Origin of the sequence: Flagellimonas lutaonensis (genome assembly GCF_000963865.1) — a bacterium.
Classification (GTDB): Bacteria; Bacteroidota; Bacteroidia; order Flavobacteriales; family Flavobacteriaceae; genus Flagellimonas_A; species Flagellimonas_A lutaonensis.
The window spans coordinates 2,723,677-2,750,266 of sequence record NZ_CP011071.1; the positions used below are offsets into that span (position 1 = coordinate 2,723,677).

General features: G+C 45.7%; 20 protein-coding genes and 1 pseudogene. 8 read left to right on the forward strand and 13 right to left on the reverse strand.

Annotation, left to right across the window (positions count from 1 at the left end; all coding sequences use genetic code 11):
- Window positions 1-4: 4 nt before the first annotated feature.
- Window positions 5-743: pseudogene (istB, locus tag VC82_RS15865) on the forward strand (IS21-like element helper ATPase IstB).
- A gap of 84 nt (window positions 744-827) precedes the next feature.
- On the opposite strand, the gene VC82_RS12630 reads toward istB, so the two are convergent.
- Complete coding sequence (locus tag VC82_RS12630; protein ID WP_045802686.1) at window positions 828-1,163, reverse strand: hypothetical protein; 336 nt, start codon at window positions 1,161-1,163, stop codon at window positions 828-830.
- 183 nt (window positions 1,164-1,346) lie between these two features.
- The gene (mnmE, locus tag VC82_RS12635; RefSeq protein WP_045802687.1) at window positions 1,347-2,744 is read right to left on the reverse strand and encodes a tRNA uridine-5-carboxymethylaminomethyl(34) synthesis GTPase MnmE; all 1,398 of its coding nucleotides are present in this window, start codon (window positions 2,742-2,744) and stop codon (window positions 1,347-1,349) included.
- An 83-nt stretch (window positions 2,745-2,827) separates the two neighbouring features.
- On the opposite strand from mnmE, the gene VC82_RS12640 reads away from it, so the two are divergent.
- On the forward strand, window positions 2,828-3,187 hold the full coding sequence (locus VC82_RS12640) for a DUF4870 domain-containing protein (protein ID WP_045802688.1): 360 nt from the start codon (window positions 2,828-2,830) through the stop codon (window positions 3,185-3,187).
- 53 nt (window positions 3,188-3,240) lie between these two features.
- On the opposite strand, the gene dnaN is transcribed toward VC82_RS12640, so the two are convergent.
- The 4 genes from dnaN to VC82_RS12660 form a co-directional block, all read right to left on the reverse strand.
- Window positions 3,241-4,359, reverse strand: a complete 1,119-nt coding sequence (gene dnaN, locus VC82_RS12645; RefSeq protein ID WP_045802689.1) for a DNA polymerase III subunit beta — start codon at window positions 4,357-4,359, stop codon at window positions 3,241-3,243.
- Window positions 4,360-4,483: 124 nt separating this feature from the next.
- Entirely contained in the window at window positions 4,484-6,880 is a 2,397-nt protein-coding gene (gene gldG, locus VC82_RS12650) for a gliding motility-associated ABC transporter substrate-binding protein GldG (RefSeq protein ID WP_045802690.1), read from the reverse strand.
- A gap of 6 nt (window positions 6,881-6,886) precedes the next feature.
- Complete coding sequence (locus tag VC82_RS12655) at window positions 6,887-7,183, reverse strand: putative quinol monooxygenase (RefSeq protein WP_045802691.1); 297 nt, start codon at window positions 7,181-7,183, stop codon at window positions 6,887-6,889.
- Window positions 7,184-8,014 carry an SAM hydrolase/SAM-dependent halogenase family protein gene (locus tag VC82_RS12660; RefSeq protein WP_045802692.1) on the reverse strand — a complete coding sequence of 277 codons (831 nt, stop codon included), beginning with the start codon at window positions 8,012-8,014 and terminating at the stop codon, window positions 7,184-7,186. It abuts the gene before it with no gap.
- Window positions 8,015-8,140: 126 nt separating this feature from the next.
- Between VC82_RS12660 and VC82_RS12665 the strand changes: the two genes are divergently transcribed.
- The 6 genes from VC82_RS12665 to acs all read left to right on the forward strand — a co-directional run bounded on the left by VC82_RS12665 (window position 8,141) and on the right by acs (window position 16,062).
- On the forward strand, window positions 8,141-9,094 hold the full coding sequence (locus tag VC82_RS12665; protein WP_045802693.1) for a PhoH family protein: 954 nt from the start codon (window positions 8,141-8,143) through the stop codon (window positions 9,092-9,094).
- Window positions 9,095-9,100: 6 nt separating this feature from the next.
- Window positions 9,101-10,057, forward strand: coding sequence for a phosphoribosylaminoimidazolesuccinocarboxamide synthase (locus VC82_RS12670; protein ID WP_045802694.1), 957 nt, complete (start codon window positions 9,101-9,103; stop codon window positions 10,055-10,057).
- Window positions 10,058-10,116: 59 nt separating this feature from the next.
- The gene (locus tag VC82_RS12675) at window positions 10,117-10,371 is read left to right on the forward strand and encodes a DUF4212 domain-containing protein (protein ID WP_157518097.1); all 255 of its coding nucleotides are present in this window, start codon (window positions 10,117-10,119) and stop codon (window positions 10,369-10,371) included.
- Window positions 10,371-12,146: a sodium:solute symporter family protein gene (locus tag VC82_RS12680; protein ID WP_045802696.1), complete on the forward strand. Its 1,776-nt coding sequence runs from the start codon at window positions 10,371-10,373 to the stop codon at window positions 12,144-12,146. Before VC82_RS12675 ends, VC82_RS12680 begins: the two co-directional genes overlap by 1 nt.
- Window positions 12,147-12,256: 110 nt before the next feature.
- Entirely contained in the window at window positions 12,257-13,771 is a 1,515-nt protein-coding gene (locus tag VC82_RS12685; RefSeq protein ID WP_245615900.1) for a vanadium-dependent haloperoxidase, read from the forward strand.
- A gap of 383 nt (window positions 13,772-14,154) precedes the next feature.
- Window positions 14,155-16,062 carry an acetate--CoA ligase gene (gene acs / locus VC82_RS12690; protein ID WP_045802697.1) on the forward strand — a complete coding sequence of 636 codons (1,908 nt, stop codon included), beginning with the start codon at window positions 14,155-14,157 and terminating at the stop codon, window positions 16,060-16,062.
- Between the two features lie 2 nt (window positions 16,063-16,064).
- Here acs and VC82_RS12695 read toward each other — a convergent pair whose 3' ends face one another.
- The 7 genes from VC82_RS12695 to VC82_RS12725 all read right to left on the reverse strand — a co-directional run bounded on the left by VC82_RS12695 (window position 16,065) and on the right by VC82_RS12725 (window position 26,536).
- Entirely contained in the window at window positions 16,065-16,739 is a 675-nt protein-coding gene (locus VC82_RS12695; protein WP_045802698.1) for a 3'-5' exonuclease, read from the reverse strand.
- Window positions 16,736-18,658, reverse strand: coding sequence for a DUF294 nucleotidyltransferase-like domain-containing protein (locus tag VC82_RS12700; RefSeq protein WP_045802699.1), 1,923 nt, complete (start codon window positions 18,656-18,658; stop codon window positions 16,736-16,738). Before VC82_RS12700 ends, VC82_RS12695 begins: the two co-directional genes overlap by 4 nt.
- A gap of 74 nt (window positions 18,659-18,732) precedes the next feature.
- The gene (locus tag VC82_RS12705) at window positions 18,733-20,775 is read right to left on the reverse strand and encodes a c-type cytochrome domain-containing protein (protein ID WP_045802700.1); all 2,043 of its coding nucleotides are present in this window, start codon (window positions 20,773-20,775) and stop codon (window positions 18,733-18,735) included.
- 3 nt (window positions 20,776-20,778) lie between these two features.
- Window positions 20,779-21,630: a hypothetical protein gene (locus tag VC82_RS12710; RefSeq protein ID WP_045802701.1), complete on the reverse strand. Its 852-nt coding sequence runs from the start codon at window positions 21,628-21,630 to the stop codon at window positions 20,779-20,781.
- A gap of 6 nt (window positions 21,631-21,636) precedes the next feature.
- A complete protein-coding gene (locus VC82_RS12715; RefSeq protein WP_245615902.1) occupies window positions 21,637-22,674 on the reverse strand; it encodes an NHL repeat-containing protein in 1,038 nt (345 codons plus the stop codon).
- Window positions 22,671-24,167, reverse strand: coding sequence for a DUF1501 domain-containing protein (locus VC82_RS12720; RefSeq protein ID WP_045802703.1), 1,497 nt, complete (start codon window positions 24,165-24,167; stop codon window positions 22,671-22,673). Before VC82_RS12720 ends, VC82_RS12715 begins: the two co-directional genes overlap by 4 nt.
- Window positions 24,164-26,536 (reverse strand): PSD1 and planctomycete cytochrome C domain-containing protein, encoded by a 2,373-nt coding sequence (locus VC82_RS12725; RefSeq protein ID WP_052699099.1) that lies wholly within the window; start codon window positions 26,534-26,536, stop codon window positions 24,164-24,166. The genes VC82_RS12720 and VC82_RS12725 overlap by 4 nt, the downstream gene beginning before the upstream one ends.
- Window positions 26,537-26,590: the final 54 nt, after the last annotated feature.

A 26,590-nucleotide genomic window follows, 5' to 3' on the forward strand; every position in this document is an offset into this window, starting at 1 on the left:
ACATATGAACGAAAAAACAATGGAACTGATGAAACAAATGAGGTTCTTTGGAATGCACAGGGCCTTCGCCACAACAATGGAAACCGGAGGTGCCGATACCACCTACACCAATGACGAGCTCATCGCCTATCTCATCCAGAGCGAATGGGACGACCGCCGCAACCGCAGGATAGAGCGATTGACCAAGTCCGCAAGGTTCAGGTACACGGCCGTTATGGAGGCCTTGGACTACCGTCCATCGCGCCAACTGGACAAAAATCTTGTACAGCGGCTCGGCTCCTGCGGCTTTATCCGAAAAAGGGAGAACATACTTGTCACGGGCAGTACGGGCGTGGGCAAAAGTTATCTGGCCTCCGCCATTGGCCACCAGGCCTGCTCGATGGGGTATAGAACAATGTACTTCAACACCCGCCAAACTATTCACCCTGCTAAAGACCTCCAAGGCCGACGGTTCCTACCTGAAACAGATAAACCGATTGGAAAGACAGGACTTGCTCATATTGGATGATTTTGGGCTGAAGCCCCTGGACAACATAAACCGCCACTCCCTGATGGAGATCATCGAGGACAGGCACGGCAAAAGATCCACCATAATAGCATCACAGCTACCTGTCGAAGTATGGCACGACATTATAGGTGAAAAAACACTGGCCGATGCCATCCTGGACCGTTTGGTGCACACGGCACACAGAATAGATATAAAAGGAGAATCAATGAGAAGAAAATTGAAAAATAAAAACTAAGTTTAACCCACGGATAGATCAAATCTGAGCAGTTCGTTTACACTGGTCACTTTCATCCGGCGAAGGTGGGTCACTTTACCCGGCTTATCCACCTTTGGATTCGTAACGTTCTTCTTGAAGTGTTTTATAGAAGTCAAAAAGAAGGATATTCCCTTTTTTGTTATCCTTAAGTTTATACTTTCCCTGATAGAATTCTGATTTACGTATAGAAAGGATTTTTTCAGCCAATTCATAAATCTCCTTATTCTTTCTTTTTTCCTCTATGTTTTTTGGATCGTCAAAAATATACTGTTTTAGATATTCAAATTTCCTAAGATGTTTTTTGACTCCATTTTTATCTATTCGGTATCCATTATAGAATTCAAGAAATAAACTTGATTTGCCATTTGTCAACTTTTTTTGCTTCAGGCTGATTTTCATATCCAAAGGCTTTCGAGGTGGAAAAATTACACCTCAAGATGAAAAAAATTTTGTGAGGTGTAAAAAAGGTGTAATAAATGTATGAAAATTGGCTATTAAAAGAAATCAAGAAACAAAATATTTTTCAACACCTTGTTGATAATCAATTAAATGAAAACAAATGAAAATAAAAAATCAACTTATTTATTTCCCGATGCAGAAATTCGAAAAGATATTGCCCAAAAGATCATCGGTTGTCACTTCACCGGTTATTTCCCCAAGATGGAAAAGTGCTTGTCTAACGTCGATAGCCAATAGGTCACCGCTCAATTCTTGTTGCATTCCTGCCCTTACCTTTTGAATTTCTTCCAGGGCCTTTAAAAGTGCGCTGTAGTGGCGATTATTTGTAACAATCGTGTCGTTGCCGCCCAGCGCACCCGTGTTTACGAGATTGAGCAACATTTTTTTTAGGTCATCCACGCCATCGCCCCTTTGGGCTGAAAGCAAGTGTACTTTTGCCCCGCTATTTTTTGGGAGAAGTGAAATTAGTTTTGACTTTTCATTTTCCGATAGCTTGTCGGCTTTGTTTACGACCAATACAAATGATTTCTTCGGAAATTTTTCTAGCAGGCCATCAATTTCATCAAACGATTTCCAATTTTTTGCCTTTTCGGCATCCAACATATAGAGCACCACCTTGGCCTGTTCAATTTTCTGAAGGGTACGTTGTATGCCAATGCCCTCAACCACATCAACCGTTTCGCGAATACCAGCGGTATCGATAAATCGAAAGTTGATGCCGCCGATCGCTAGTTGGTCTTCAATGGTATCGCGGGTAGTGCCAGGGATATCGCTGACAATGGCGCGTTCTTCTTTCAACAGCGTATTTAAAAGTGTCGATTTGCCCACATTTGGTTCACCCACTATGGCAACCGGAATACCATTTTTGATCACGTTGCCCAAGGCGAAGGAGTCGATAAGGTTTTTGAGCACTTTTGAAATCTCTGCCAAGAGACCCTCGAACTTTTCGCGGTCGACAAATTCCACATCCTCTTCTGAAAAATCAAGCTCTAGCTCCAAAAGGGAGGCAAAATTCAAAAGCTCATCGCGAAGACGGTTGATTTCGTTGCTGAAGCCCCCTCGCATTTGCTGCATGGCAATTTCGTGCGATGCCTCACTATCACTCGCTATTAAGTCGGCCACCGCCTCTGCTTGGCTCAAATCCATTTTGCCATTTAAGAAGGCACGTAACGTAAACTCACCCGCCGACGCTGTTCGGCAACCGTTTCTCAAAAAAAGTTGAATGATTTGTTGTTGTATGTAGGGTGAGCCGTGGCACGACACTTCTACCACATCTTCTCCCGTATATGAATTGGGGGCTCTAAAGATGGAAACCAGTACCTTATCCAAAACCTTTTCACCATCAATAATATGCCCCAAATGAATGGTATGGGTCTTTTGCTTTGTTAGATCTTTACCTGAAATCGATTTAAAGACGATGGCTGCACGGGCAATGGCCTCTGGGCCTGAAATGCGTATCACAGCTATCGCCCCTACGCCTGATGGGGTGGCCAAAGCAACTATGGTATCTTGGTGTGACATGCCGACAAAAATACGAAGAAGTGCTTTCTTGTAACATTTTGGTAAAAATTGCTACATATAGGTAAATCATCAATCACAATATCATGGAACTTGTCAATCAAAATGTTTTACGAAAGGATACCACATTACTTTCCATTACCCATCTAACGCAATTGCTGCATTATGTTACCGGGTTCGGGGGCTTTATAGTGCCCTTGATCATTTGGCTGACCTCGCGCAACAGCGTTGAGGGAATGGACGAACATGGGAAGGCCATTATAAATCTGCAATTGAGCCTTTTACTCTACATTGTTTTGAGCATACCGGCCATTCTGTTGTTGGGCTTGGGAATTCTAACACTAATAGGAACGGGAATTTTAGGCTTTGTATTGCCGATAGTCAATGCAGTAAAGGCTGCCAATGGTGAAGCACCTTCTTACTTCATGACCATAAAATTCATTTAAAAAAAAAGCCAGGGTTGTTCCCTGGCTTTTTTATCGTAATGTCAAGCTTTCTTTCAACTGTTGAGCATCACCGGCATCACCAACATAGTGATGTGCTCGCCCTCATCAAGGCCATCAGAGGGGGTCAGTATTCCAGCCCGATTGGGCAAGCTCATTTCCAACGTTACTTCTTCAGATGACAGGTTGTTCAGCATTTCAATCAGAAAACGCGAGTTGAAACCAATTTGCATATCATCCCCTTGGTATGAGCATGAAAGCCGCTCTTCGGCCTTGTTGCTATAATCGATATCCTCGGCAGAAATATTCAGTTCCGCACCCGCGATTTTCAAGCGAATTTGGTGTGTTGTCTTGTTGGAGAAGATGGAAACCCTTTTCACCGAACTCAAGAACTGACTCCTTGAAATTGTTAATTTATTGGGATTTTCCTTCGGGATGACCGCCTCATAATTCGGATACTTTCCATCTATCAATCGGCAGATAAGCTCTGTGTTCTCAAATGAAAACTTGGCGTTGCTTTCGTTGTATTCGATTTTTACATCAGATTCCGATCCCGCCAAAATACCTTTCAAAAGGTTCAAAGGTTTTTTGGGCATAATGAACTCGGCCACCTCAGAAGCAGTAACATCGGCTCGTTGGTATTTGACCAGTTTATGGGCATCTGTTGAGACAAAAGTCAGGTTCTCAGGTGAAAACTGAAAAAACACCCCGCTCATTACAGGTCTTAGGTCATCGTTGCCTGCTGCAAAAATGGTTTTCTCGATGGCCGTTGCCAAAATGTCACCCATGAGAGTGGTGGAACTCGGGTTTGAAAGTTCAATGGCTTTTGGAAACTCAGCACCATCGGCATACGCCAAGGCATACTTACCATGGTTAGAGCTTATTTCAACTGTATTGTTGTCTTCGACCACAAAGGTCAAGGGCTGTTCTGGAAAAGTCTTTAGCGTATCCAACAAAAGCCGTGCAGGAACGGCAATAACCCCTTCAGAATCTGAATCCACCTCCAAAACCGAACTCATGGTGGTCTCAAGGTCAGATGCCGAAACGGTCAGCTTATTCTTCTTTAGGTCAAAAAGAAAATTATCCAGTATAGGCAGCGTATTACTGTTGTTGATTACTCCACCCAATACCTGTAATTGCTTCAATAAATAAGTGCTCGATACTATAAACTTCATCAAACAAAATTTTGTGGTATCTCGTGTACGAGAATTAAAAATTGGTTATATCGTAAATCCAATACAACTGAACCAAGCAAATATATTTTAAAACTGCTTGTCAACGAAACTAACTTATCAACACTTAGGCCGAATACTTCCGCTTTCTTGTAAAGGTGAAAAGCCAACCAAAAAGTAAGGTTGCCAACAGGGGAAGTCCAATGGCAATCAACTGCCACTTGTTTTTCTGGGCGACTACCTTTTGTGGGTCGAGCAGCGGAATCGAAACTTCTTTGTTTCGAATGTTTATAAGTCCAGAATCATCCAAGAGGTAATTCAGGCTATTTAGCAAAAACTCTTTGTTGCCATACGAGCTATTGGTCCACTTGTCATAGCCCAGTTCCAAAGGCCGTCCGTTTCTGAGTTGGTTCTTGATAATGTCACCATCGGCCACGACCAGCATCTTGTTTTCACCGCCTTTTTCCTGTGCACCTTCCAAAGCGATGGGTTTAATACGGTTGGTAAAGGCCGAATTGAACTTTCCTTCGATCAGCACGGCAAGCGGCAGGTTGCCCTTGCCCTCGTATTGGGTACGGTCAGGCGGTCGGTTGATGATATCCAGACTTATTGGTTTTGGCACCCCCTCGGCCCTGGATAGGGGTGAGGACCGTAATAGAATGGTTTTCTTGTTGTTATTTGAGAGCGTGTCAAGGGTATTGGCAAACTGCAACCGCAACGCTTCTATGTTTTTGTTGATAGGATGGTCGTTTCTTGAAAACACCATTGGATGGTACACCCAGGGAAGCGGGTTGTACTGTGAGTCGTTGCCTTCTCCTGTGGCCAACACAATCGGCGTATTGTACATATCGTTCACCAACTCAGGATTTACCCGTACCCCGTACCGGAAAAAAAAGTCGTTCAATTTTAAGTCGCGCAACAAAGCAACATTGCTGCCCTGTTCATTAAAAAGACTGTCAAGTTCAATGGCAACTTGGTCAATAAGCCACATGGTCTTGCCCCCGTTGACCACAAATTGGTCCATTACATATTTTTCTTCATCGCTAAAGGGCTCTGTAGGTTTGGCGATGAGTGCCAAATCATAGTTTTTGAGCTGGTCAAAGACATTTTGGGGATTGCTTGAAACGGAATCCAACGTAATGGCCCCGATGTTGTAATAATCACGAATGGTGGTCAGAAAATCGGCGATATATGGGTCGCCCAACTCGCCATTGCCCTTTATGACCGCAACCTTTTTTTTCTGTTCTATGCCCAGTTTGGCAAACGCATCTGCAAAAGCATATTCCAATTGCTGTACCGAGTTGTTGATGCGCTCCTCGGACGAGCTTCCGAGTTTGTTCTTCAGCAATGGCACTTTCACCGTTTGGTTGTTGTAATTTGCCATGGCCCACGGAAAGACCAGCTCTTGTGACACCTTTCCATCTTCTTCGATGGTTACCGAAGCAGGGGTAAGGCCTATGCGCTGCAATTCCTTTAATGTCTCTTCCTGCATAGAGATATCCTCCAAGGGGTCGACCAGTGTATATTTTATATTCTGATTTTTATCGGCGAACTGCTCTAACAACAACACTGTTTCGGTTCTCAGCCTTGCAAACTCAGCGGGAATATTGCCATCCAACAATATGTCGACAATTACGGGAGCGTCAAATTTATTGGCCACTGCAATGGCAGGCTCCGACAGGGTGTAGCGTTGGTCTTCGGTTAGGTCAAAACGTTTGTGGGTTAACGACCCAAGCATATTGATTGCCAATAACAACGGAAGCCCCTTTAAGAGAGCCAGCCCTATGTGCTTGGGTTTCAGCCCGTGTTTGATGACCTCTTGGCTAAGGTAAAGAAAAAAGAGGGCCAGCGTTAAAAAGTAAATAATATCGCGGGTGTCGATGATGCCCCGAGCAATGCTTTCAAAATGGGCCTTTGCCCCGAGCGCTTTAATGTTTTCTTGCAAGTTCCCGTCTGTGGTAAGGGTGGCCAGTGCTTCAAATCCGTAGAAAACAAAGAAACTAAGCACAATGCCCACTATAAAGGCGACAATTTGGTTATCAGATAGAGACGAGGCGAACAGACCTATTGCCGTATAGGCGGCCATTAAAAAAAACAGGCCAAAGTAGGATCCCGCTACAATGCCAGCATCGTAATTTCCTTCGGTGGTACCTAGCGCTGAGATGGCAAAAACATAGATTATGGTGGGTACTACCGCAATGACACTGAGGATAAGGGCTCCCCAAAATTTTCCGAGTACGACCTGGCCAATGGAGATTGGTTTAATGAGCAAGAGCTCAAGGGTGCCCAGTTTTTTTTCCTCCGAGAACCCTTTCATGGTTATCGCTGGAATCAAAAAGAGGAAGACCCAGGGAGCCAATAAAAAAAAGCTGCTCAAATCGGCAAATCCGTTATCGAAAATATTGAAGCTGCCTTTGAACACCCATAAAAAGAGTCCGCTCAGCAACAAAAAAAGGCCGATGATCAAATACCCGATAGGCGACGCAAAAAAAGATGAAACCTCTCTTTTAAAAATGGCCAGCATACGATGTCAGTTAACGGTTTTTATTGGTGTCATGCTATAGGCTTCTGGTTTTGCATCGAACAGCTGTTTGGTCTTGGCCCAAACTGTTTTAAAGAATTCAGAATTTCGATAGGCCTGCAACGCCTGTTCGTTGCTCCAATGTGATTGGGTATAAAAAACGTTCTGATTGTCAACATCGCGGTACAACGCCAAAAATGAACATCCCTCAAAATTTCTGATGCCCTCTTTGGTATTTTCAAAAATGCGTTCAAAACTAGCAATATTTTCGCTTTTGAAGGTCAGTTTTACTATCCGTACCAGCATTTATATAAAATTAATGGTTATCATATCACGATAGCCCAGGCCGAGCAGGGTCGAGGCACCGCCAACCGTTTTCAGATCGCTTTTGTAAATGGCCAGCTCTATGTAGCCCGATGCGTTGAACAGGGCAAGGGCATCGCCGGGGCCTTTTCGTTGGTTCTTGTCCAACCCATAATTGATAATGCCGTTGTAGTTGTTATATATATTGCGAATCTTGTTGGTGCGGGCTATGATCTCAAAGTCTCGACCATTTCTATAGGCCTCGAAAAGGGCCTTTTTTATGTTGGTGACCACGTTTCCGTAATTGTCGATATAGATGACATTGCCAACGATGGTTCTGCCCTCGTTGGTGACCCGGGGCTCAAAATCTTTGAGTTTTTTAAAGTTTTCGAACGGTTTACTGACCACTTCGAGTTTTCCGCCCCTAGCCAAGTGGCAGGCCACTTGGGCAAAAACCTTTAGTTCAGGGAAGGAATCTGTTTCAGCGTTCGGCAAATTGATCTCGACAACTTTCTCAAGTTCAGAATCTGAAGCAATCAATGACATGACACCATTGTTGGCACTTACAAAATAATGTCCATCGAGTACCACCACCAAATGTTCGTTTTCTGGTGATTTCTCCGAATCGACACCCACTATATGGATACTCCCTTTTGGAAAATGTTGGTAGGCGTTCTTGAGCACATAGGCACATTCTTGGATATTGAAAGGTGATATGCCATGCGAGATATCAACGATGTCAACTTCGTCAAGGGCACCTAATATTGTTCCCTTCAAGGCAGCAACAAAGTGATCTTTATGACCGAAATCTGTGGTCAGGGTTATAATTGGCATGCCGTAGTGTTGATATGTTTTTGCCTTTTGAGAATGATTTTTGGTTAAGTTTGTTGGGTAAAATTACACAAAAGGGAAGAAGTATAAATCATTCTTTCACCCGAACACGTTAATATCCAATTTTCATTGAACGAACTTATAATTGAACTTACCGAAATAAGCCCTAGGGAATTTTTTGGGCAGCGCAATGAAAACATAGAATTGCTCAAGAAATACTTTCCGAAACTGAAGATAGTTGCGAGGGGCAACAAAATCAAGGTATACGGTGACGAAGAGCTCTTGGAGGAGTTCGACCGTCGATTCGATATGCTTACCGAGCGCTTTGCCAAGTACAACAAACTTGACGAGAACATGATCGAACGCGTTTTGACAAGCAACGGCAAAGAAGACTATGAAGGGTCTGGCAATAGTGGCGATGTGCTGGTACACGGTGTGAGCGGCCGCTTGATCAAGGCCCAGACCGTTAACCAACGTAGGCTGGTTGATGCCTGTTCAAAGAACGATATGGTTTTTGCCATTGGGCCGGCCGGTACCGGTAAAACCTATACAGGGGTCGCTTTGGCCGTGAAGGCCTTAAAAGAAAAGCAGGTAAGAAGAATCATTTTGACGCGCCCAGCTGTGGAGGCCGGTGAAAATTTGGGATTTCTACCAGGAGACCTAAAGGAAAAACTAGATCCCTACATGCAACCACTTTATGATGCGCTGCGCGATATGATCCCCGGTGAAAAGTTGATGAAGTACATCGAAGACGGCACTATACAGATTGCCCCCATGGCCTTTATGCGCGGCCGTACGCTCGACAACGCTTTCGTAATTTTGGACGAGGCCCAGAACACCACACATGCCCAGATGAAAATGTTCTTGACCCGAATGGGTAAAAATGCCAAATTCTTGTTGACGGGCGACCCTGGGCAGATTGATTTGCCGCGTAGGGTCATTTCGGGGCTCAAAGAAGCATTACTCATCTTAAAAAATGTAAAGGGCATTGAAATCATCCACTTAGATGATAAAGATGTTATTCGCCACGGGCTCGTCAAAAAAATCATTTCGGCCTACAAAACCATTGAACACCAAAACTAAGTTTGCATGCCCAATACCTTGATGCACACCAACTTCACCTTTCAGGGCCAGCTATCGGTGTATAAGGGAAAGGTTCGAGAAGTGTACCGCCTTAAAAACGATATTTTGGTCATGATCGCCACTGATCGGCTTTCGGCCTTTGACGTGGTAATGCCGAAGGGGATTCCGTACAAGGGGCAGATTTTGAACCAGATTGCCACAAAAATGATGAAGGCCACCGAAGATTTGGTGCCGAATTGGCTACTGGCCACCCCAGACCCCAATGTGGCGGTCGGCAAGGCCTGTGAACCCTTCAAAGTAGAAATGGTGATTCGCGGTTACCTTTCGGGGCACGCTGCAAGAGAGTACAAAGCAGGTAGGCGAATGTTGTGTGGGGTGCCCATGCCCGAGGGCATTAGAGAGAACGACCCATTTCCTGAACCGATCATCACCCCAGCTACCAAAGCGGAAAAAGGCGACCATGACGAGGACATCTCCAAAGAGGAAATCCTTTCGCGCGGCATTGTATCAGAACTCGATTATACGGTTTTGGAAGAGTATACACGAAAACTATTTCAACGTGGCACCGAGATTGCGGCCGACCGCGGATTGATCCTTGTTGATACCAAGTATGAATTCGGAAAGACAAAAGAAGGGGAAATCGTTTTGATAGATGAAATACACACACCAGATTCCTCACGTTACTTTTATGCGGAAGGATACCAAGAACGTCAAGAAAAGGGTGAGCCCCAAAAGCAGCTTTCAAAAGAATTTGTGCGACAGTGGTTGATTTCCAACGGATTTCAGGGGCTTAAAGGTCAGAAAGTTCCTGAAATGGGCGATGAATATATCACATCCGTCTCAGAACGGTATATTGAACTCTACGAAAGCATCATGGGAGAAACCTTTCAAAAAGCCGATGTCTCGAACATACATGAGCGTATTGGCCAAAATATTGCCTCCTATTTGAATTCTATTTCTTGATAGGCCCATTCAAGAAGACTTTACCAGTGTTTTTATATCTTTCAGCATAAATCAATTCAGTGAAGAATTCCAACCACAAAAAATACTGGCGTGAGAACCTAAAATACCTTGCCATCCTGCTTTCCATTTGGTTCTTGGTCTCTTACGGCTTCGGTATCCTTCTTGTCGATGAATTGAACACGATTCGCTTGGGTGGTTTTAAACTCGGTTTTTGGTTTGCCCAACAGGGAAGCATCTACGTGTTTGTAGTCCTCATTTTTGTGTATGTATGGTTGATGAACAGACTTGATAAAAAATACAAACTCAACGAATGATGGATATTCAAACTTGGACGTTCATTATCGTTGGTCTCACATTTGCCCTATATATAGGCATTGCTATTTGGTCACGTGCCGCTTCTACCAAAGATTTCTATGTGGCCGGTGGTGGCGTATCGCCTTTGGCCAATGGGCTTGCAACCGCAGCCGATTGGATGTCGGCCGCCTCTTTTTTGGGCATGGCCGGGATTATCGCGTTTTCAGGTTATGACGGCTCTGTCTATCTGATGGGCTGGACTGGCGGTTATGTGCTCTTGGCATTGCTATTGGCCCCTTATCTTAGAAAATTTGGCAAATTCACGGTTCCAGATTTTATAGGTGACCGCTATTATTCGAATGTGGCACGCACGGTTGCGGTAATTGCCGCTTTGTTTGTATCGTTTACCTATGTGGCCGGGCAGATGCGTGGAGTAGGGGTAGTCTTTTCAAGATTTTTGGATGTTGAGGTGAATACCGGGGTCTTTATCGGTATGGCGGTAGTGCTTTTCTATGCTTTTTTGGGAGGAATGAAGGGCATCACCTATACCCAAGTGGCCCAATATTGTGTACTGATTTTTGCCTTTATGGTGCCGGCCATTTTTATTTCGTTGATGGCCACCGGCAATCCAGTGCCCCAAATCGGCTTCGGCTCCACCGGAAGCGATGGGGTCTATTTGTTGGACAAGCTTGACGGACTTATGACCGAACTGGGCTTTACGGCCTATACTGATGGGTCAAAGGCCAAAATCGATGTCTTTTTTATCACTGCCGCGTTGATGTTGGGTACGGCAGGATTGCCACATGTAATCATTCGTTTTTTTACAGTACCCAAGGTAAAAGACGCCCGAAAGTCTGCGGGTTATGCCCTATTGTTCATCGCTATTCTGTACACAACGGCACCCGCCATTGCGGTCTTTGCCCGCACCAATCTGATGGAAACGGTGCAAGACACACCGTATCAAGAAATTCCGGCGTGGTTCACGAAATGGGAAGATACAGGACTCATAGCATGGACAGATAAAAATGATGATGGCAAAATACAGTACCTGCCCGGTACCGCCATCAACGGAAAAAAGCCTGAGTTTATTGAAACAAGGGGCTTGTTGGGGCAACGAGTCATTAGAAATGCCAGTACCTCGCCAAATGAGCTTTACATCGATCGGGATATTACGGTGCTGGCAAACCCTGAGATTGCCGGGCTGCCCAACTGGGTGATTGCCTTGGTGGCCGCAGGTGGATTGGCAGCGGCGCTTTCCACAGCAGCAGGCTTATTATTGGTGATTTCGACCTCAATTTCACATGACCTGATCAAAAAACAATTTGCCAAGAACATGTCGGATAGAAAAGAATTGTTGATTGCACGAATTTCTGCTTTTTTCGCAGTAATCGTGGCCGGATATTTTGGCATCAACCCTCCAGGGTTTGTGGCCTCTGTGGTGGCCCTGGCCTTTGGTCTTGCCGCTTCTTCGTTCTTTCCGGCCATTGTCATGGGTATTTTCAGTAAGCGCATGAACCGAGAGGGCGCCATTTCAGGTATGGTGGCAGGTCTGGCCATTACCACCTACTACATTGCCCGTTTCAAATTGGGTTGGATTGGCAACCCAGAAACCAGTACTGCCGATGATTGGTGGTTTGGCATTTCGCCCGAAGGGTTTGGTACCTTGGGTATGTTGGTGAACTTTGTAGTGGCCATTGCCGTATCACATTTTTTTCCTGCGCCGCCACAAGATGTTCAAGAAATAGTTGAAAACATTCGAATACCCAGTGGTGTGGGTGAGGCCCAAGGACATTAATAATGAATTGATTTCAAATTCTTTTTGATCAGGAGGTAGAATTTCCCAATAATTTTTAAATTGACAAGGCCTAACCACACTTCATTAAATAAACAAAACGGGTATACACTATGATTGAATTAAGGCCCCTGAGGAAGCAGGGGATTTCAATGGTTTACAAAGTCTTTTTGATTGCTTTTTTGTGCATCGCGGTATTGGGGTGCAAAGAAAATAAGGAGAAAGCGGAGAACTTGAGCATAACTGGTATTGAAACACCCAAAGGTGTTGATAACATTGCCTATAAATGGGGAGAAATGGCGTTGACAGCAACCGCCAAAGATACTGATAGGTTTCAGCCAAGGCCAACGGTCACCTCAAGATATTTAGGATTGATTTTTGTTTCGGTCTTTGATGCATGGTCTCGATATGATGATAAAGCGATTCCGGTTTATCTCGAGGGAGTTGAAAGAAGACCTGAAAGTGAACAAACCTTGAAGAATAAAGAAATCGCTATTAGTTATGCCGCCTTTCGTGCCATGAACGAGTATTATTACTCTGACAAAGAATTGTTTGCTGGTTTTATGGAAGAATTGGGGTTGGACCCCTCAAACGAGTCTTTGGACCCAACAACGCCAGAGGGTATCGGAAATTTAGCCGCGAAGGCAGTCATTGAGGCCCGCAAAGGCGACGGTTCAAATCAATACGGGGAAGAAGAGGGTTCAAATGGGGAGCCCTATTTCAACTACACTGGCTACGAACCCGTTAACTCTGCAGATGAAAATGTAGACCCCAACCGTTGGCAGCCCAAATACTTTTCTGATGGAAAAGGAGGTAAATTTGCTCCCGGTTGTCTTACGCCTTTTTGGGACAAGGTGGAACCGATAGCTCTAAAATCAGCAGACCAATTTAGACCTGGCCCTCCACCCATGATAGGATCTGAGCAATTGGAAAGAGAGGTCAAAGAGGTCATTGAGATGCAGGCAAATTTGACTGACGAGCAAAAAGCATTGGTGGAGTTTATGAGAGATGGTCCACAATCAGTGCAGCAAGCTGGACATTGGTTGAAATTTGCTCAAGATGTTTCGCGAAGAGACAACCACACTCTTGATGAAGATGTAAAAATGTATTTCTACAACCAAGTGGTGGCCATGGATGGCTTTATTGCCTCTTGGGATTCAAAAATGTACTATGACTATGCCAGACCCTACGCTTTGGTTCATAAATACTACGAAGATCAAAAAATCAAGGCATGGGGCGGTGAAGGTAAGGGTATGATGGAGATAGATGGTTCGCAATGGCGGCCTTACTCTCCAGAAACTTTTTTGTGTCCTCCTTTTCCAAGCTATGTGTCGGGTCATAGTACGATAAGCGGTGGCTGTGCGGAAGCTTTGAAGCTTTGGACGGGTAGTGATCATTTTGGAGAGGAGGTCGAATTGGTCGCAGGGGCGCTCACCGAACCCGATAATTTGGGCGATACGGTAGTCCTTAAGTTTCCAACCTTCACTGAAACTGCTGAGATGGCCGGTATATCAAGGGTTTTGGGCGGTTATCACATTCAGGCCGATAATGTTGCCGGTCTTGAGCTTGGGCGAAATGTAGCCAAAGAAGTTTGGAAGTTCTATAAAAAGCATGTGGGCGAAGAATAGGGTTTATTGTGATCTTTACATTATAAAAATTCCTTCCCTTCAGATGAGTGAAGGTGGATTCCGCACATGCGTAAGACGGAAGGATTGACTTTTTACAATCCTTTCCGACCTTACTTTGTTCGGCCACTTTTCCCTGACCAGGGGAAAGGAGCTGAAATCTGATTCTCGAAGTCATTCGTGTACCAAGCGGGAATGGTGAGGCAAAAATAAGTTTAACAGTTTCCCCACTTTTTCCCGCCAAAGGCGAAAAACCACCCCTTGCCATATGCGGCCAAAACTCGAATAGGTTGGCGGACAGGTTTGTCTAAAGAAGAGAGCCCGAAATGGTTGAAAATTCTTCTTTTTCCCTATTTTTAAGGTTCACGAAAATCCAATAAAGACGCATGAGCAACTACCATATCAAACACCTCGAAGAATATTTTCAGGTCTATCGCAAGTCGGTTCGCAATCCCGAGGCCTTTTGGGAAGAAATAGCCGAAGAACACTTTGTTTGGCGAAAACGCTGGAACAAGGTGCTCAAGTGGGATTTTTCCAAACCTGAAATTAAATGGTTTAATGGGGCCCAACTCAATATCACCGAAAATTGCCTTGACCGCCATTTGCACATACGGGGCGACAAAACGGCCATATTGTTCGAGCCAAACGACCCGAAAGAAGAGGCGCAGCATATTACCTACAGGCAATTGCACCAACGGGTATGCAAGATGGCCAATGTTTTAAAGGATGAAGGGGTAAAAAAGGGCGATAGGGTCTGCATTTACCTCCCAATGATTCCTGAACTTGCCGTTTCGGTCTTGGCCTGTGCCCGTATCGGGGCCATACATTCAGTGGTGTTCGCCGGTTTTTCATCCACGGCATTGGCCACACGTATCAATGACTGCGATGCCAGCATGGTCATTACCTCCGATGGTTCTTTTCGGGGAAACAAGACCATTGATCTCAAAGGTATTGTAGACGAAGCACTTAATCATTGCCAAGGCATTAAAACGGTATTGGTCGTTAAGCGAACAGGTGGAAAAGTTGATATGAAAAAGGGGCGCGACCATTGGTTGCAACCATTGTTGGACAAAGCCTATGCCGATTATACGGCTGAAATCATGGAAGCCGAAGACCCATTGTTCATTCTCTATACCTCTGGCTCAACAGGAAAGCCAAAGGGAATGATGCACACCACGGCAGGTTATATGGTCTACACGGCCTATACCTTTAAGAATGTTTTCCAGTACCGAGAAGATGATGTGTACTGGTGTACGGCCGATATTGGCTGGATCACTGGTCATTCGTACATCGTTTACGGTCCGTTGGCCAACGGGGCCACAACGGTCATGTTCGAGGGCGTGCCCTCCTATCCCGATTTTGGACGTTTCTGGGAAGTCGTAGAAAAGCACAAGGTCACACAATTTTATACCGCACCTACGGCCATTCGGGCCTTGGCAAAAGAAAACCTTGATTTTGTGACCAAACACGATTTGTCAAGCCTAAAGGTGCTCGGCACGGTGGGCGAACCCATTAACGAAGAGGCATGGCATTGGTACAACGATCATGTCGGCGAGAAGAAATGCCCGATAGTCGATACGTGGTGGCAAACCGAAACAGGGGGTATATTGATTTCGCCCATTCCGTTTTCAACACCGACCAAACCAACGTACGCCACACTCCCCTTGCCAGGGGTTCAACCGGCTTTAATGGATGAAAACGGCAATGAAATTACCGGAAACCAAGTAGATGGCCGTTTGTGCATCAAATTTCCGTGGCCGGCAATAGCGCGAACCATTTGGGGCGACCATAAGCGTTATAAAGACACCTATTTTTCAGCATTCAAGAATATGTACTTTACCGGAGATGGTGCTTTGCGCGATGAGGTGGGCTATTATCGCATCACGGGGCGTGTTGATGATGTAATTATTGTCTCGGGTCATAATTTGGGAACGGCACCTATAGAAGATGCCATCAACGAACACCCTGCCGTTGCCGAGTCTGCCATCGTGGGCTTTCCCCACGATATCAAGGGCAATGCCCTTTATGGTTACATCATTTTGAAGGAAACAGGCGAGTCTCGCGACCGTGAAAACCTAAAGAAAGAAATCAACCAGGTCATTACCGAACATATTGGCCCGATTGCCAAGTTGGATAAAATCCAGTTCGTGCCCGGACTGCCCAAAACGCGAAGTGGCAAGATCATGCGGCGTATCCTCAGAAAAATTGCCTCTAAAGACACCTCCAATCTCGGGGATACCTCCACGCTGTTGAACCCAGAGGTGGTGCAAGAAATTATGGACGGAGCCCTCTAAAACTAAAAGAAAGAGGTTTTTGGTTTTTTGAACAGGTCCGAGAGCTTTTCGGGTTTGAGAATACCAACGATTTCCATAAAGGCAATGGCCGTTATATAGGCATCTCCCAAGGCGGTATGGCGGTCTTCCATCGGTATGCTGAATTTTTGTGCCAGATCATCAAGTGTATAATGTTGCTTTTTGTACACCATGGGGCTGGGCAATAGGGTTCTTTTGTACAGGTCAGCAGTGTCGAGCACTTTGTTCTTTAGTTTCGGCAGCCCCTTGCGCTGCAACATCTGATTGATCATTTCAACGTCGAACATTACATGGTGGCCCACGATGATGTGGTTTTTGATATAGGAGAGCAGCAGTTTGATGGCCTCTTTTTCAGAAATCTTTTTTTCCTGCTCTTTTTTAAGGATGCCGTGCACCTTGGCATTTTGGCCTTTGTAGTTTTTGCGCTTGATGAATACCTCTAGACTATCACCTACCCGAAACTGCATATTTTGAAGCTTGAGAAGACCGATCGACAGTATCTTGTGCCGTTTTGGGTTCATGCCGGTGGTTTCTGTATCGAGAACTACAAAAACAGCCTCTTCAAGTGTTTTTGGTGGATCGCTCTCAAAACAGGCCGTGTACGCTTTCCAGAATTCTGGATGTTCTTTCGTCTCTTTTTTCTTGAACAGTTGCATCATACCGAGATAGCTGAGGTTTGAAAACGTACCGAGATCAGTTCCTGCAATTCTTTGATGGTCTTAAAGGTACGCTTCAACTTTACTTTTTCTTCTTTTGAAAGCTTGTCCAAGGCAATAAACCGACCCGAGTCGTTGTGCAATAGTCCTTGCTTGGTACGAAATTTCAACAGGGCCTTGCTAGCGTACGAACAGGCCATGTACAGTTCTTTGTTCTGGGGCTCTAACGTTGCCAATTTTTCAAAGCGCTCTGCTGTATTGTTGATGGATTTTACCGCATGCGATAGAATCAACACACGGGCACCATCTACCAAGGGCATCAAGGCCCGCTGCTTAAGGTCGAAGAAATCTTTGTGGGCACCGTCTTGTTCTACCAAAAAAGAACGGAAAAAACCAGAGGGCGAAGGGTTCTGAAGTGCTCCTTTTGCCAATCGTGCCAGAAACAAGGGATGTTTTTCAACATTCTCAAAGATGAAATTTGACAGGTCGTTCACCAAATCTTTATCACCGTAGGTAAGGTTGTAATCGAAAAAGATGGAAGATAGCAGCACCTCATCAGGGCCCGGATTTTTCATCCAATGCAGCACCACCTCTTTCCACTCGTTCAAGCTATGGCACCACAACGGATTTGAGGCCATCATGTTGGCTGGGCAATATTCGTAACCAATGGCTTTTAGGCCTTCGTTCACCTTTTTGGCAAATTGATGAAAATATTCAGAGGTTTTTTTGTGCAGCTTTTTTGGTACATTTTCGAACAATAGTGCATTGTCTTGGTCGGTGTGCAGCAACTGCTCGCTGCGACCTTGGCTTCCCATGGCCAGCCAAGCAAAGCCCACTGGAGGTTCGGTGGGCATTTGATCCAAAGATAGCTTGATAATCTGTTTGGTGCAGGCATCATTGAGTTCTGAAATGACCTTAGAGGTCAGGGTCATGGGTATGTTCTGATCCAAATACCCCTGCAACAATTGGGTGACACCATTTCTTATACGCTTTAACTCTTTGGTGGTCTGCGCTCTTTTTATGGCATTCATCAGTTCTACGGGATTGTTACCCAAGGCCACCACGATATCGTGTTTTGAAAGAATGCCTATTACCTCTGAGTCAGGAGTGCCGTCCGATGTCAAGATTAGATGGTCGATGTCGCTTTTCATCATGGCCATTTGGGCCTGGGTAATGGTGAGTCCCGGGCGATAGGTAATTACAGGCGAAGTCATCACATCTTTGGCCGGGGTTGTAATGGGTACTTTTCCCGTGACCACTTTATCCCTCAGGTCGTTGTCGGTAATGATTCCGACAAGGCGGTCATCTTTCATTACCAAAACACAGCCCACCTTATTTTTGCTCATCAGTACTGCGGCCTCTTTGATGGGGGTCTGCTCATCTGCGAAAATCAAATCGGTAAAATAGGGTACCGGTTGTAAAGCCAATAACTCGGCAGAGGCCTCGTTTGATGTAGGTTGCTTGCCATCGCCGAACAAACGTCCTTTGTAAACATCTGAATAGGGGTTTCGTGTATTCGAAGCAAAGCTTTCTATCAAGAATTGCCCCACCTCGGTATTTTTCTGGGCCAAAGGCCTGAACAATTCAATGGGAACAGCGTAGAGTATGCTTTCTTCCTTTGTAGTCGCCCTTAGGTAGTAGTCGTCTTTGGCCATCAAAGGGCGCAATCCGAAAATATCGCCTTCATCACAAATGTCAATAACTTCTTTGGATTCTTTATCGGTAAGGGTAACGGCGCCTTTGTGCACCACATAAAAATGATCGTGGGCCTTCTCACCTGCGTTGAATATGATAGAATTTTTTTCTTTATAGATTACTGTTACGTTCTCGGCCAATTTACAAAGCACCTTTTTTTCAAGAAGGGAGAAGGGCGGAAAATCCTTTAAAAAATCAGCTATCCGTTCTGAAATTACATTGCTCATTGCACAAAGGTACATCTAATCGAAAAAGAAGGGAACTATTGGGGTTGTTAGTTATTCGATTGCAGTAGAATTGTTTAATTCACTACAATCTCATCAATGAAGATAAAACTATCACCGCCCGGGTTTTGGTGCCAATCGGGATTTTTCAGTTGGTTCTCGACCTTGATCCGAACGCTTTTGAGTTTTGTCTTTGGAAAATCGATGGCAAATAGGTTTCGTTCAATGCCCGTGGTCGGTGCATTTGGTGGCAAATCAATGGTTTTGATATGTTTGAAATGCTGTCCATCTACCGATCCCCAAACCTTATAGCCGACCGGGGAAAAAATCCAACTATCCGCTGCCGATAGATACCCGACCGCCACACTTGATATCTCGGTTGGCTGCTGTAGCTCGATGGTGGCCAACAGGTGTGAGCGTTCATAACCGAGCCAATTGCCGTCAACAAAATTGTCCGTGCCCCTTTTTTTGTCAAACAGGGTCTTGGCACCTGCCGCGCTGTACTTTTTGTGGGGCGGGACCGCGTAAGAGGCGTTGGCGATCACAGCGCCACTTTTTAAGAACATACGCCTGCTGGGGGCACTGGGCTGCCATCCCTCTTTTGCCGCATAGGCCGCCACGAAACCGGATTGCTTAAGATAGAAGGATCCATGGTATTCAAACTCCAACGTATCTTTTTGCGGCCGCTCTATGCGGTAAAACGTTTTTGAATCTTCAAAAACATTGTTGATGGTTATTAAAATCGAGTCATTAAAAATCTCGCCATCTGCCACGATAATGGGAGGTGTCAACACGCTGGATGCAAATAGACTGTCCAATTCCTTTCCGTGCAGGCTTATCTGACTTGCGTGCAGTGAGGCAAATTCTTTATTGGATAGGGTAGTGGGGTCTAGGTAAACATCTCTCAGATTGGGCATTTTTGTGATGTTGCCAACCACCCTTTCTGAAACCGAAGTGCCGAAAAGGTTTAGTGATTCTAAATGCACAAGTTTGGGGAGCTTCTTCAGCCCCTCATCTGTCAGGGCAGAGTACTGCAATTGTAGCTTGGTGAGGTGTTTGAAGCTTTTTAGTTGTTTGGCCAGGTTATCGTCAAAGTTCGAATGGGCAAGGTTCAGTTCAACCACATGGTCATCGACTTCTTTTAAAATATCAAAATCGTCTTCTGTCAGGTCTTTTCTTCGTGATAGGTTCGCAATCAACAAAGGGCTATCGGCGGCCAATGGTGCCACATTGATACCCTGTTGCCGAATCTTTTCAAGGGTTTCTGGGTCTACAGCCTCCAATTTTTTGGCAATAAGGGCCCTTGTTGAGCGGTCAACCTCAAGGCTGGCCAGTGCCTCTTCGGTTCTTTTATCAGCTTGAAGGTCGGCCACAATACAATCAAAACAGTTTTGGTTTTTTACCCACCATTGCAATAGCAACTTTTCTTCGTCGGTCAATTGAAGCTTGCCCTTGGGCGGCATGTGGTCTTCATTTTCAATCGGCAGTATGAGGCGATGGGCCAATAGATTATTTGCGATATCGTTCAGGGTGTCAAAAAGGCTTCCTGAATCACCACCCTTTAAAATGGCTGCTTTTGAGGTCAGCAAAAGTCCACCTTTTGTTTTGTTGGCGTTATGGCAACTGACACATTTGTTGTTGAAGATCGGCTGTACGATATCGGCATATACCTTTGCTTTGTCCACATCTTCAATTTCGATGGTCGCGCTAGTGCTGTCTTTGAACAAAAAACCTTCTCCATGGGTAATATTTCCCCCAAAATGACCTGTGATGATCAGTAGGATTACGGTAACCGCAAAAAGAGGATGGTATATTTTTTTGGCCCAAAGGGCATCTCTTCTTTTGATGAAAAACAGGGCGCTGCAAGCAATCGTGAAGGCAACGGCCATCCATTTATGGTCGCTTAGAAGATTGGGGTCGTAGCTACCGTTGTCACCCAGCAGCAACCCAGTGGCCAGCGAAAAAATGGCCGATAGTGCCCCTACGCCCAAAACGAACTGTATGGTTTCATCTTTGGTGTTCGAAGGCTTACGAAGTCGCCAGAGCTCCATAAGAAAGGCCAAAATGATGATGCCGATGGGAAGATGTACCAATAAGGGATGTAAATTGCCTATCTGCATAAATTAAGGTGCTATGAGTATTTCATCAATAAAAGTCCATGGTGTGGTTCCCTTGCCTTCGTGCCAATCAGGAATTGCCGGCAGTGCCATGATTTCAATCGACAATTCATCGTATGTGTCCTTTTCCACAGCCACCTCAATGAATTTGGAATTCGGGTTTTCGCGTTCGGCCGGTTCGGGCATTTCGATATCGCCAATAACCCGTTGATTGGCAGAAACCTGTATGGAACGCGGAACAAAAATCCATGAATTATGGTCTGCCAGCACACCCAACATTACTTTTGAAACCGTTGTGGGATTGGGAAGCGTGACCGTGATAATGATTTTCCCATTTTGAAAACCTAACCATTCTGAACCCTTTCGAAAATTTATACCTCCCTTTGCTAGGTCTGTCAAGGTTTCGATTCCTTTCCCTGGATAGTTGGGGTGTGGCCCGGGCTGCACTGTCAGCTGTAATTTGCCGAGGTCTGTCCGTACTTTTACAAGCTCAATTTCCTGTGGATGGCTAGCAAGATATTCGTTGTGCTCTGCCCAATATCTTATTCGAGTCGATTTGTCAATGATCAAGGGGCCCTCAAACTGCAATTTCTGGTGTGGGTACGCGTCTTCATACAGATAGTAGATCTTGCTGTTCGGCTGTTGAAACAAAAGATTCACGGTGGCCTTGTGACGGAATAGGAGTGAGTCGACCTGTACGACCGGACTTGCCAGTTGTATGTTGCCTGCCGGGGTATATGCTTTCTTTTCTTCTTTACAGGAAACCAATGCCGGCAATAGTGAACCCCATAGCAGTAATATCAATAGGCTCTTTCCATATTTAAGTATCATGATGAAACCACTAGTCATTTTTTCCATTAAAAATTATACCCTGAAAAGTTTGATGGGATAGGTCTTCCCTGAATTCCATTGCGCCACATAGATATTTTCATCTGCATCGACACAGACATCGTGTGGATGCTGAAATACTTTTAACGTCTGGTACATGGGCTGCAACTGGTTGTCTTGGTAAACAGGGGGGCAACCTCCCGGTGCCGAGACCAATTGGTCGTTTTCGTCCAGTATTGAGATGAAGCCCGTGTCGGCTGAACCATCGCCCGACCAAATCGTAGCCAGATACACCTGTTTGCCATGAACAACGGGTCGGCATATAAACGAGCCCGGTAGATCAATGGTATTGATATGGTTTCCGTCTAGGTCAAATCGCTTCAATTTGTTCTGCTGCCTTGCCGTTATGAGCAGTGAAACGTTATTGGGATTACGATCATCAATGCAGATACCGTGGGCATTGTTGAACAGGTGGTCTTCATCGCCCTTGCCGCCAAAAACGTTCAACAGCTCTCCTTTGGCATTGTAATGCAAGATGTACTGGGCACCGTAACCATCGGCTATGTACACGTCACCATTGGCGGATATGGCTGTTTCGGTAGGAATGTACTGTTCCTTCTTTTGATATTTTTCAGATTCTTCCGGAAAAGGAAAAACCTGTACCACTTTGCCCTCTATGCTTGTTTTTATGACCTCATGCCGGGCATTGTCTGCTATGTAGAGAAATTCTTCCCCATTTTCATCATGGAGTGTCAGTCCGTGTGCCCCGGGATATTCTGTGCCCCAGGCATCGAGCAATTGCCCGTCTTTGTCATAGACGAGGATATTGTTCTTTGTATGGTTGGTCAACAGCAGAATCCTTCCCTTAGAATCGATGACCATTTCATGGCAATCGTTAACGGGATAGTACCTACTGTTCAACGCGCCCCAGTTCAAATCGATTTTATAGCGATAATCACCATGGCCTATAATGGCATCCTCAACATTCCATAAACCATTTGCAGCAGTTGGAAACGAGGCCAACCCCAAACCTGCGAGAGCAGAGGTTTTGATGAAATGTCTGCGCTGCATCATGCCAAGATTGATTTTACCACATGGCCCTCTACATCGGTCAATCTGAACCTTCGGCCCTGGTATTTGTAGGTGAGCTTTTCATGGTCGATGCCCATTAGATGTAGCAGTGTCGCTTGAAAATCATGCACGTGTACTGGGTCTTTGACAATGTTATAGCCAAATTCGTCGGTTTCGCCATACACGAACCCCGGTTTTATGCCCCCACCGGCCATCCACATGGTAAAACATCGTGGGTGGTGGTCACGGCCGTAATTGGTGTCGGTCAGTATGCCTTGGGAGTAGTTTGTTCGCCCAAATTCACCCCCCCAGATGACAAGTGTATCTTCTAATAGCCCCCGCTGTTTCAGGTCTGCCACCAATGCCGCTGAGGCCTGATCGACGTCTTTGGCCTGCTTTTCAATGGCCATGGGCAGGTTGGCATGTTGGTCCCATCCCATGTGGTACAATTGTATGAACCGTACATCTTGCTCCGCCAACCTTCTTGCCAATAGGCAATTGGCGGCATACGTACCCGGTATTTTGGCATCGGCCCCATACATTTTGTAGATATAATCAGGTTCGTTACTGGTATCGATCACTTCGGGCACCGAGGTCTGCATGCGATAGGCCATCTCGTATTGCGCAATGCGCCCCTGAATTTCGGGGTCACCAAACTCGTGATACTGTTTTTCGTTCAATTCTGCCAGCATATCGAGCATTTCACGTTTGCTCTCTTTTGAAATGCCCTCTGGGTCGTTCAAATACAGCACGGGGTCTTTGGCGGCCCTGAACTGTACACCTTGGTGCATCGAGTGCAAAAACCCATTGCCCCATAGACGGGTATAAAGGGGTTGTCCATTGGGCCGGCCGCTACCACGGGATAGTAGCACCGTAAAAGCAGGAAGGTTTTCATTTTCACTGCCCAAACCGTAGCTTAACCAAGAACCTATGCTTGGTCTTCCGGGCTGTTGCGACCCTGTTTGAAAAAAGGTGACAGCGGGATCGTGGTTAATGGCCTCTGTATACATCGATTTGATGATACAGAGTTCATCGACCATTTTGGCGGTGTAGGGGAGAAGGTCACTAACCCAAGTACCGTTCTTTCCATATTGTTTGAAGCCGAAGAGCGATCCCACCAGTGGAAAACTGTCCTGACCTGAAGTCATACCCGTAAGCCGTTGCCCTTGGCGCACGGACTCGGGCAGATCTTCGCCCCGCCGTTTGTTCAGCAACGGTTTGTAATCGAAAAGTTCCAATTGCGAGGGGCCGCCACTTTGAAACAGGTAAATGACCCGCTTTATTTTGGCAGGATGGTGCAGGGTGTTCAGAACGCCCTTTGCCCCCAATGGCATCTCAGTTTTTGTGAGCAGCCCCGTTTGTTCATCGCGCGAGAAAAAATTGCACCCCAATAAAGTGGATAGTGCCATACCTCCAATGCCGAGGGCCGATTTTCCTAAAAAGGTTCTTCTGTTGCAGTGCAACAAATTTTCTTCCAAGATTTTTTTCTCGCTCATCCTCTTGTGATTGTTTCGTCCAAATTAAGAATGGCATGCGCCGTCATGGCCAGGCCCGCCCACTCTTCTTGCGATTTTATATCGTCTTTTGCAAACGCTCCTATCGATAGGTATTCATCTATATTGATTTCGCCCTTTTCAATCTTTGCCATTGAATTTTCGTAAAACGTCTTGAGCGCTGTCACTTCTTCTTCGCTAGGAAACCGTGAAGTGGCCTTTCTGAACATCTGCACTATTCGTGGTTCGATATCATTCTTTTCTTTGATGGTATGGTAGGCCAATGCACGTGCCGCCTCTATCAATTGCGGATCGTTGAGCAGAACAAGTGCCTGTAAGGGCGTATTGGTCTCTTCGCGCTTTACCGAGCACAGGTCACGTGAAGCGGCATCGAAAGTCATCATGCTGGGCGGGGGCACGGTACGTTTCCAAAATGTATAGAGACTTTTTCGATACAGGTTTTTGCCGGTGCTGGGTATATATCGGGCCGTACTGCCACCACCACCACCGGTAGTTTCTTCCCAAATGCCTTCGGGTTGATAGGGTTTTACGCTGGGGCCACCAACGGTCTTGTTCAACAATCCGCTTACCGCCAGTGCTTGGTCTCTAATGGTCTCTGCCGCTAACCGTAGTCTTGGTGCTCTTGCCAATAATCGGTTTTCGGGGTCTTTTTTGAGCAGATCCTGCGTGGTGCGGGTAGTTTGCTGATACGTTGCCGATATGGCGATATATTTTGTCAGTTGCTTGAGGTCCCAGTTCTCTTCCATTAACTTGACAGCCAAGAAATCAAGAAGTTCTGGGTGGGTGGGCAACGAGCCCTGATTGCCAAAATCGTACGAGCTTTCTACCAACCCCTTGCCGAACATCTTTTGCCATACGCGGTTTACCACTACTCTCGCCGTCAACGGATTGTCTTGATGAAAGAGCCATTTTGAAAGGCCCAATCTGTTTTTTGGATAGTCTTTGGGAAATGGCAGGATACGCTCTGGGGTTGCCGGAAAGACCTGCTCTGTGGGTTGGTCATATACCCCTCTGTCCAGCACATAAGTGGGCCTCGGTCGTTCCATTTCCTTCATAACCATAACAGGTACCTCTTCTACCGTTGCCTCGTTCATATTTACAAATTGCAGTACGCCCTCGGCCTCTTCTTTGGTGATGGTGATATAGGGTTCGGGTATCTCATCGGCGCTGGAAAGCAATCCCTTTTCATTGATATTGTTGAAAAAACTGAAAAGCTGAAAATGTTCTTTTTGGCTTATGGGGTCGTATTTGTGGTCATGGCATCGGGCGCACTCCATCGTTAACCCTAAAAATGCCGTGCCGAAGGTGTTGGTGCGGTCTTCAACATATTCTACACGATATTCTTCTGGAATTACCCCTCCTTCTGCTGTGATTTTGTGGTTTCGGTTGAAACCGGTGGCCAGAATGGTCTCTTTGGTGGCATTTGGCAAAAGATCTCCTGCCAATTGCACGGTGACGAACTCATCATAGGGCATGTTTTCGTAAAATGCCTTGATGACCCAATCACGCCAGGGCCACATGGTACGCTCAAAATCATCTTGGTAGCCATGGGTGTCGGCATAGCGCGCCACTTCCATCCAATCAGTGGCCATATTTTCGGCATAATCCATAGAGTTCAGCAAGGTATCTATCATGTCTTCATAGGCCGAAGGGGAATCGTTTTCCACAAAGGCCTCTATCTGCCCCAAACTGGGCGGCAGCCCCGTAAAATCGAAAGAGATACGCCGAACCAGCCGTTCTTTGGTTGCCCTTGGGGAAGGCTCAAGACCGTTTTCTTGCAATTTTCTAAGGATAAATGCATCGATTTCATTTTTGCACCAATCGTTGTCGATTGTTTTGGGAATGGAAGGCATTGAAGGCTTCAGGAAAGCCCAATGTTCTTTATATTCAGCACCCTGGGCCACCCATTTTTTCAACAATTCCTTTTCATGTTCGGAAAGGCTCAGGTTCGCCTCGGGCGGTGGCATCAGCACGTCCGGGTCTTCGGAAAAGATGCGTTTGACCAGTTCGCTTTGTTCCACATTGCCGGGCACAATGGCATGCCGTTCGGCCCGTTCGGCCCGTTTGCCCAATGCCTTGTAAGCACCTTCTGCGGTGTGGAGCGAGAGCCCTGCTTCAATGGCATTTTCATCAGGACCGTGACATTTGAAGCACCTATCTGACAAGATGGGTTTTATGTGAAGTGAGAAATCGACTGTGTCGGGCAGTTTGCCCATGGTTTCGACTTTTTCTAAAGAGGCAAATGGTTTTTTGTTTTCTGATTGGCAGGCCATGGTCACAAAGAGCAGTACAAAGCTGAACCAAAACAAAGGGCCTTTGGTTTTTATAAAGTATGTGTATCGTCTGGTCATGTTGCCATTCATTTTGCCCGTAGGGAAAATACGGATCACACTGTACCGAATGAA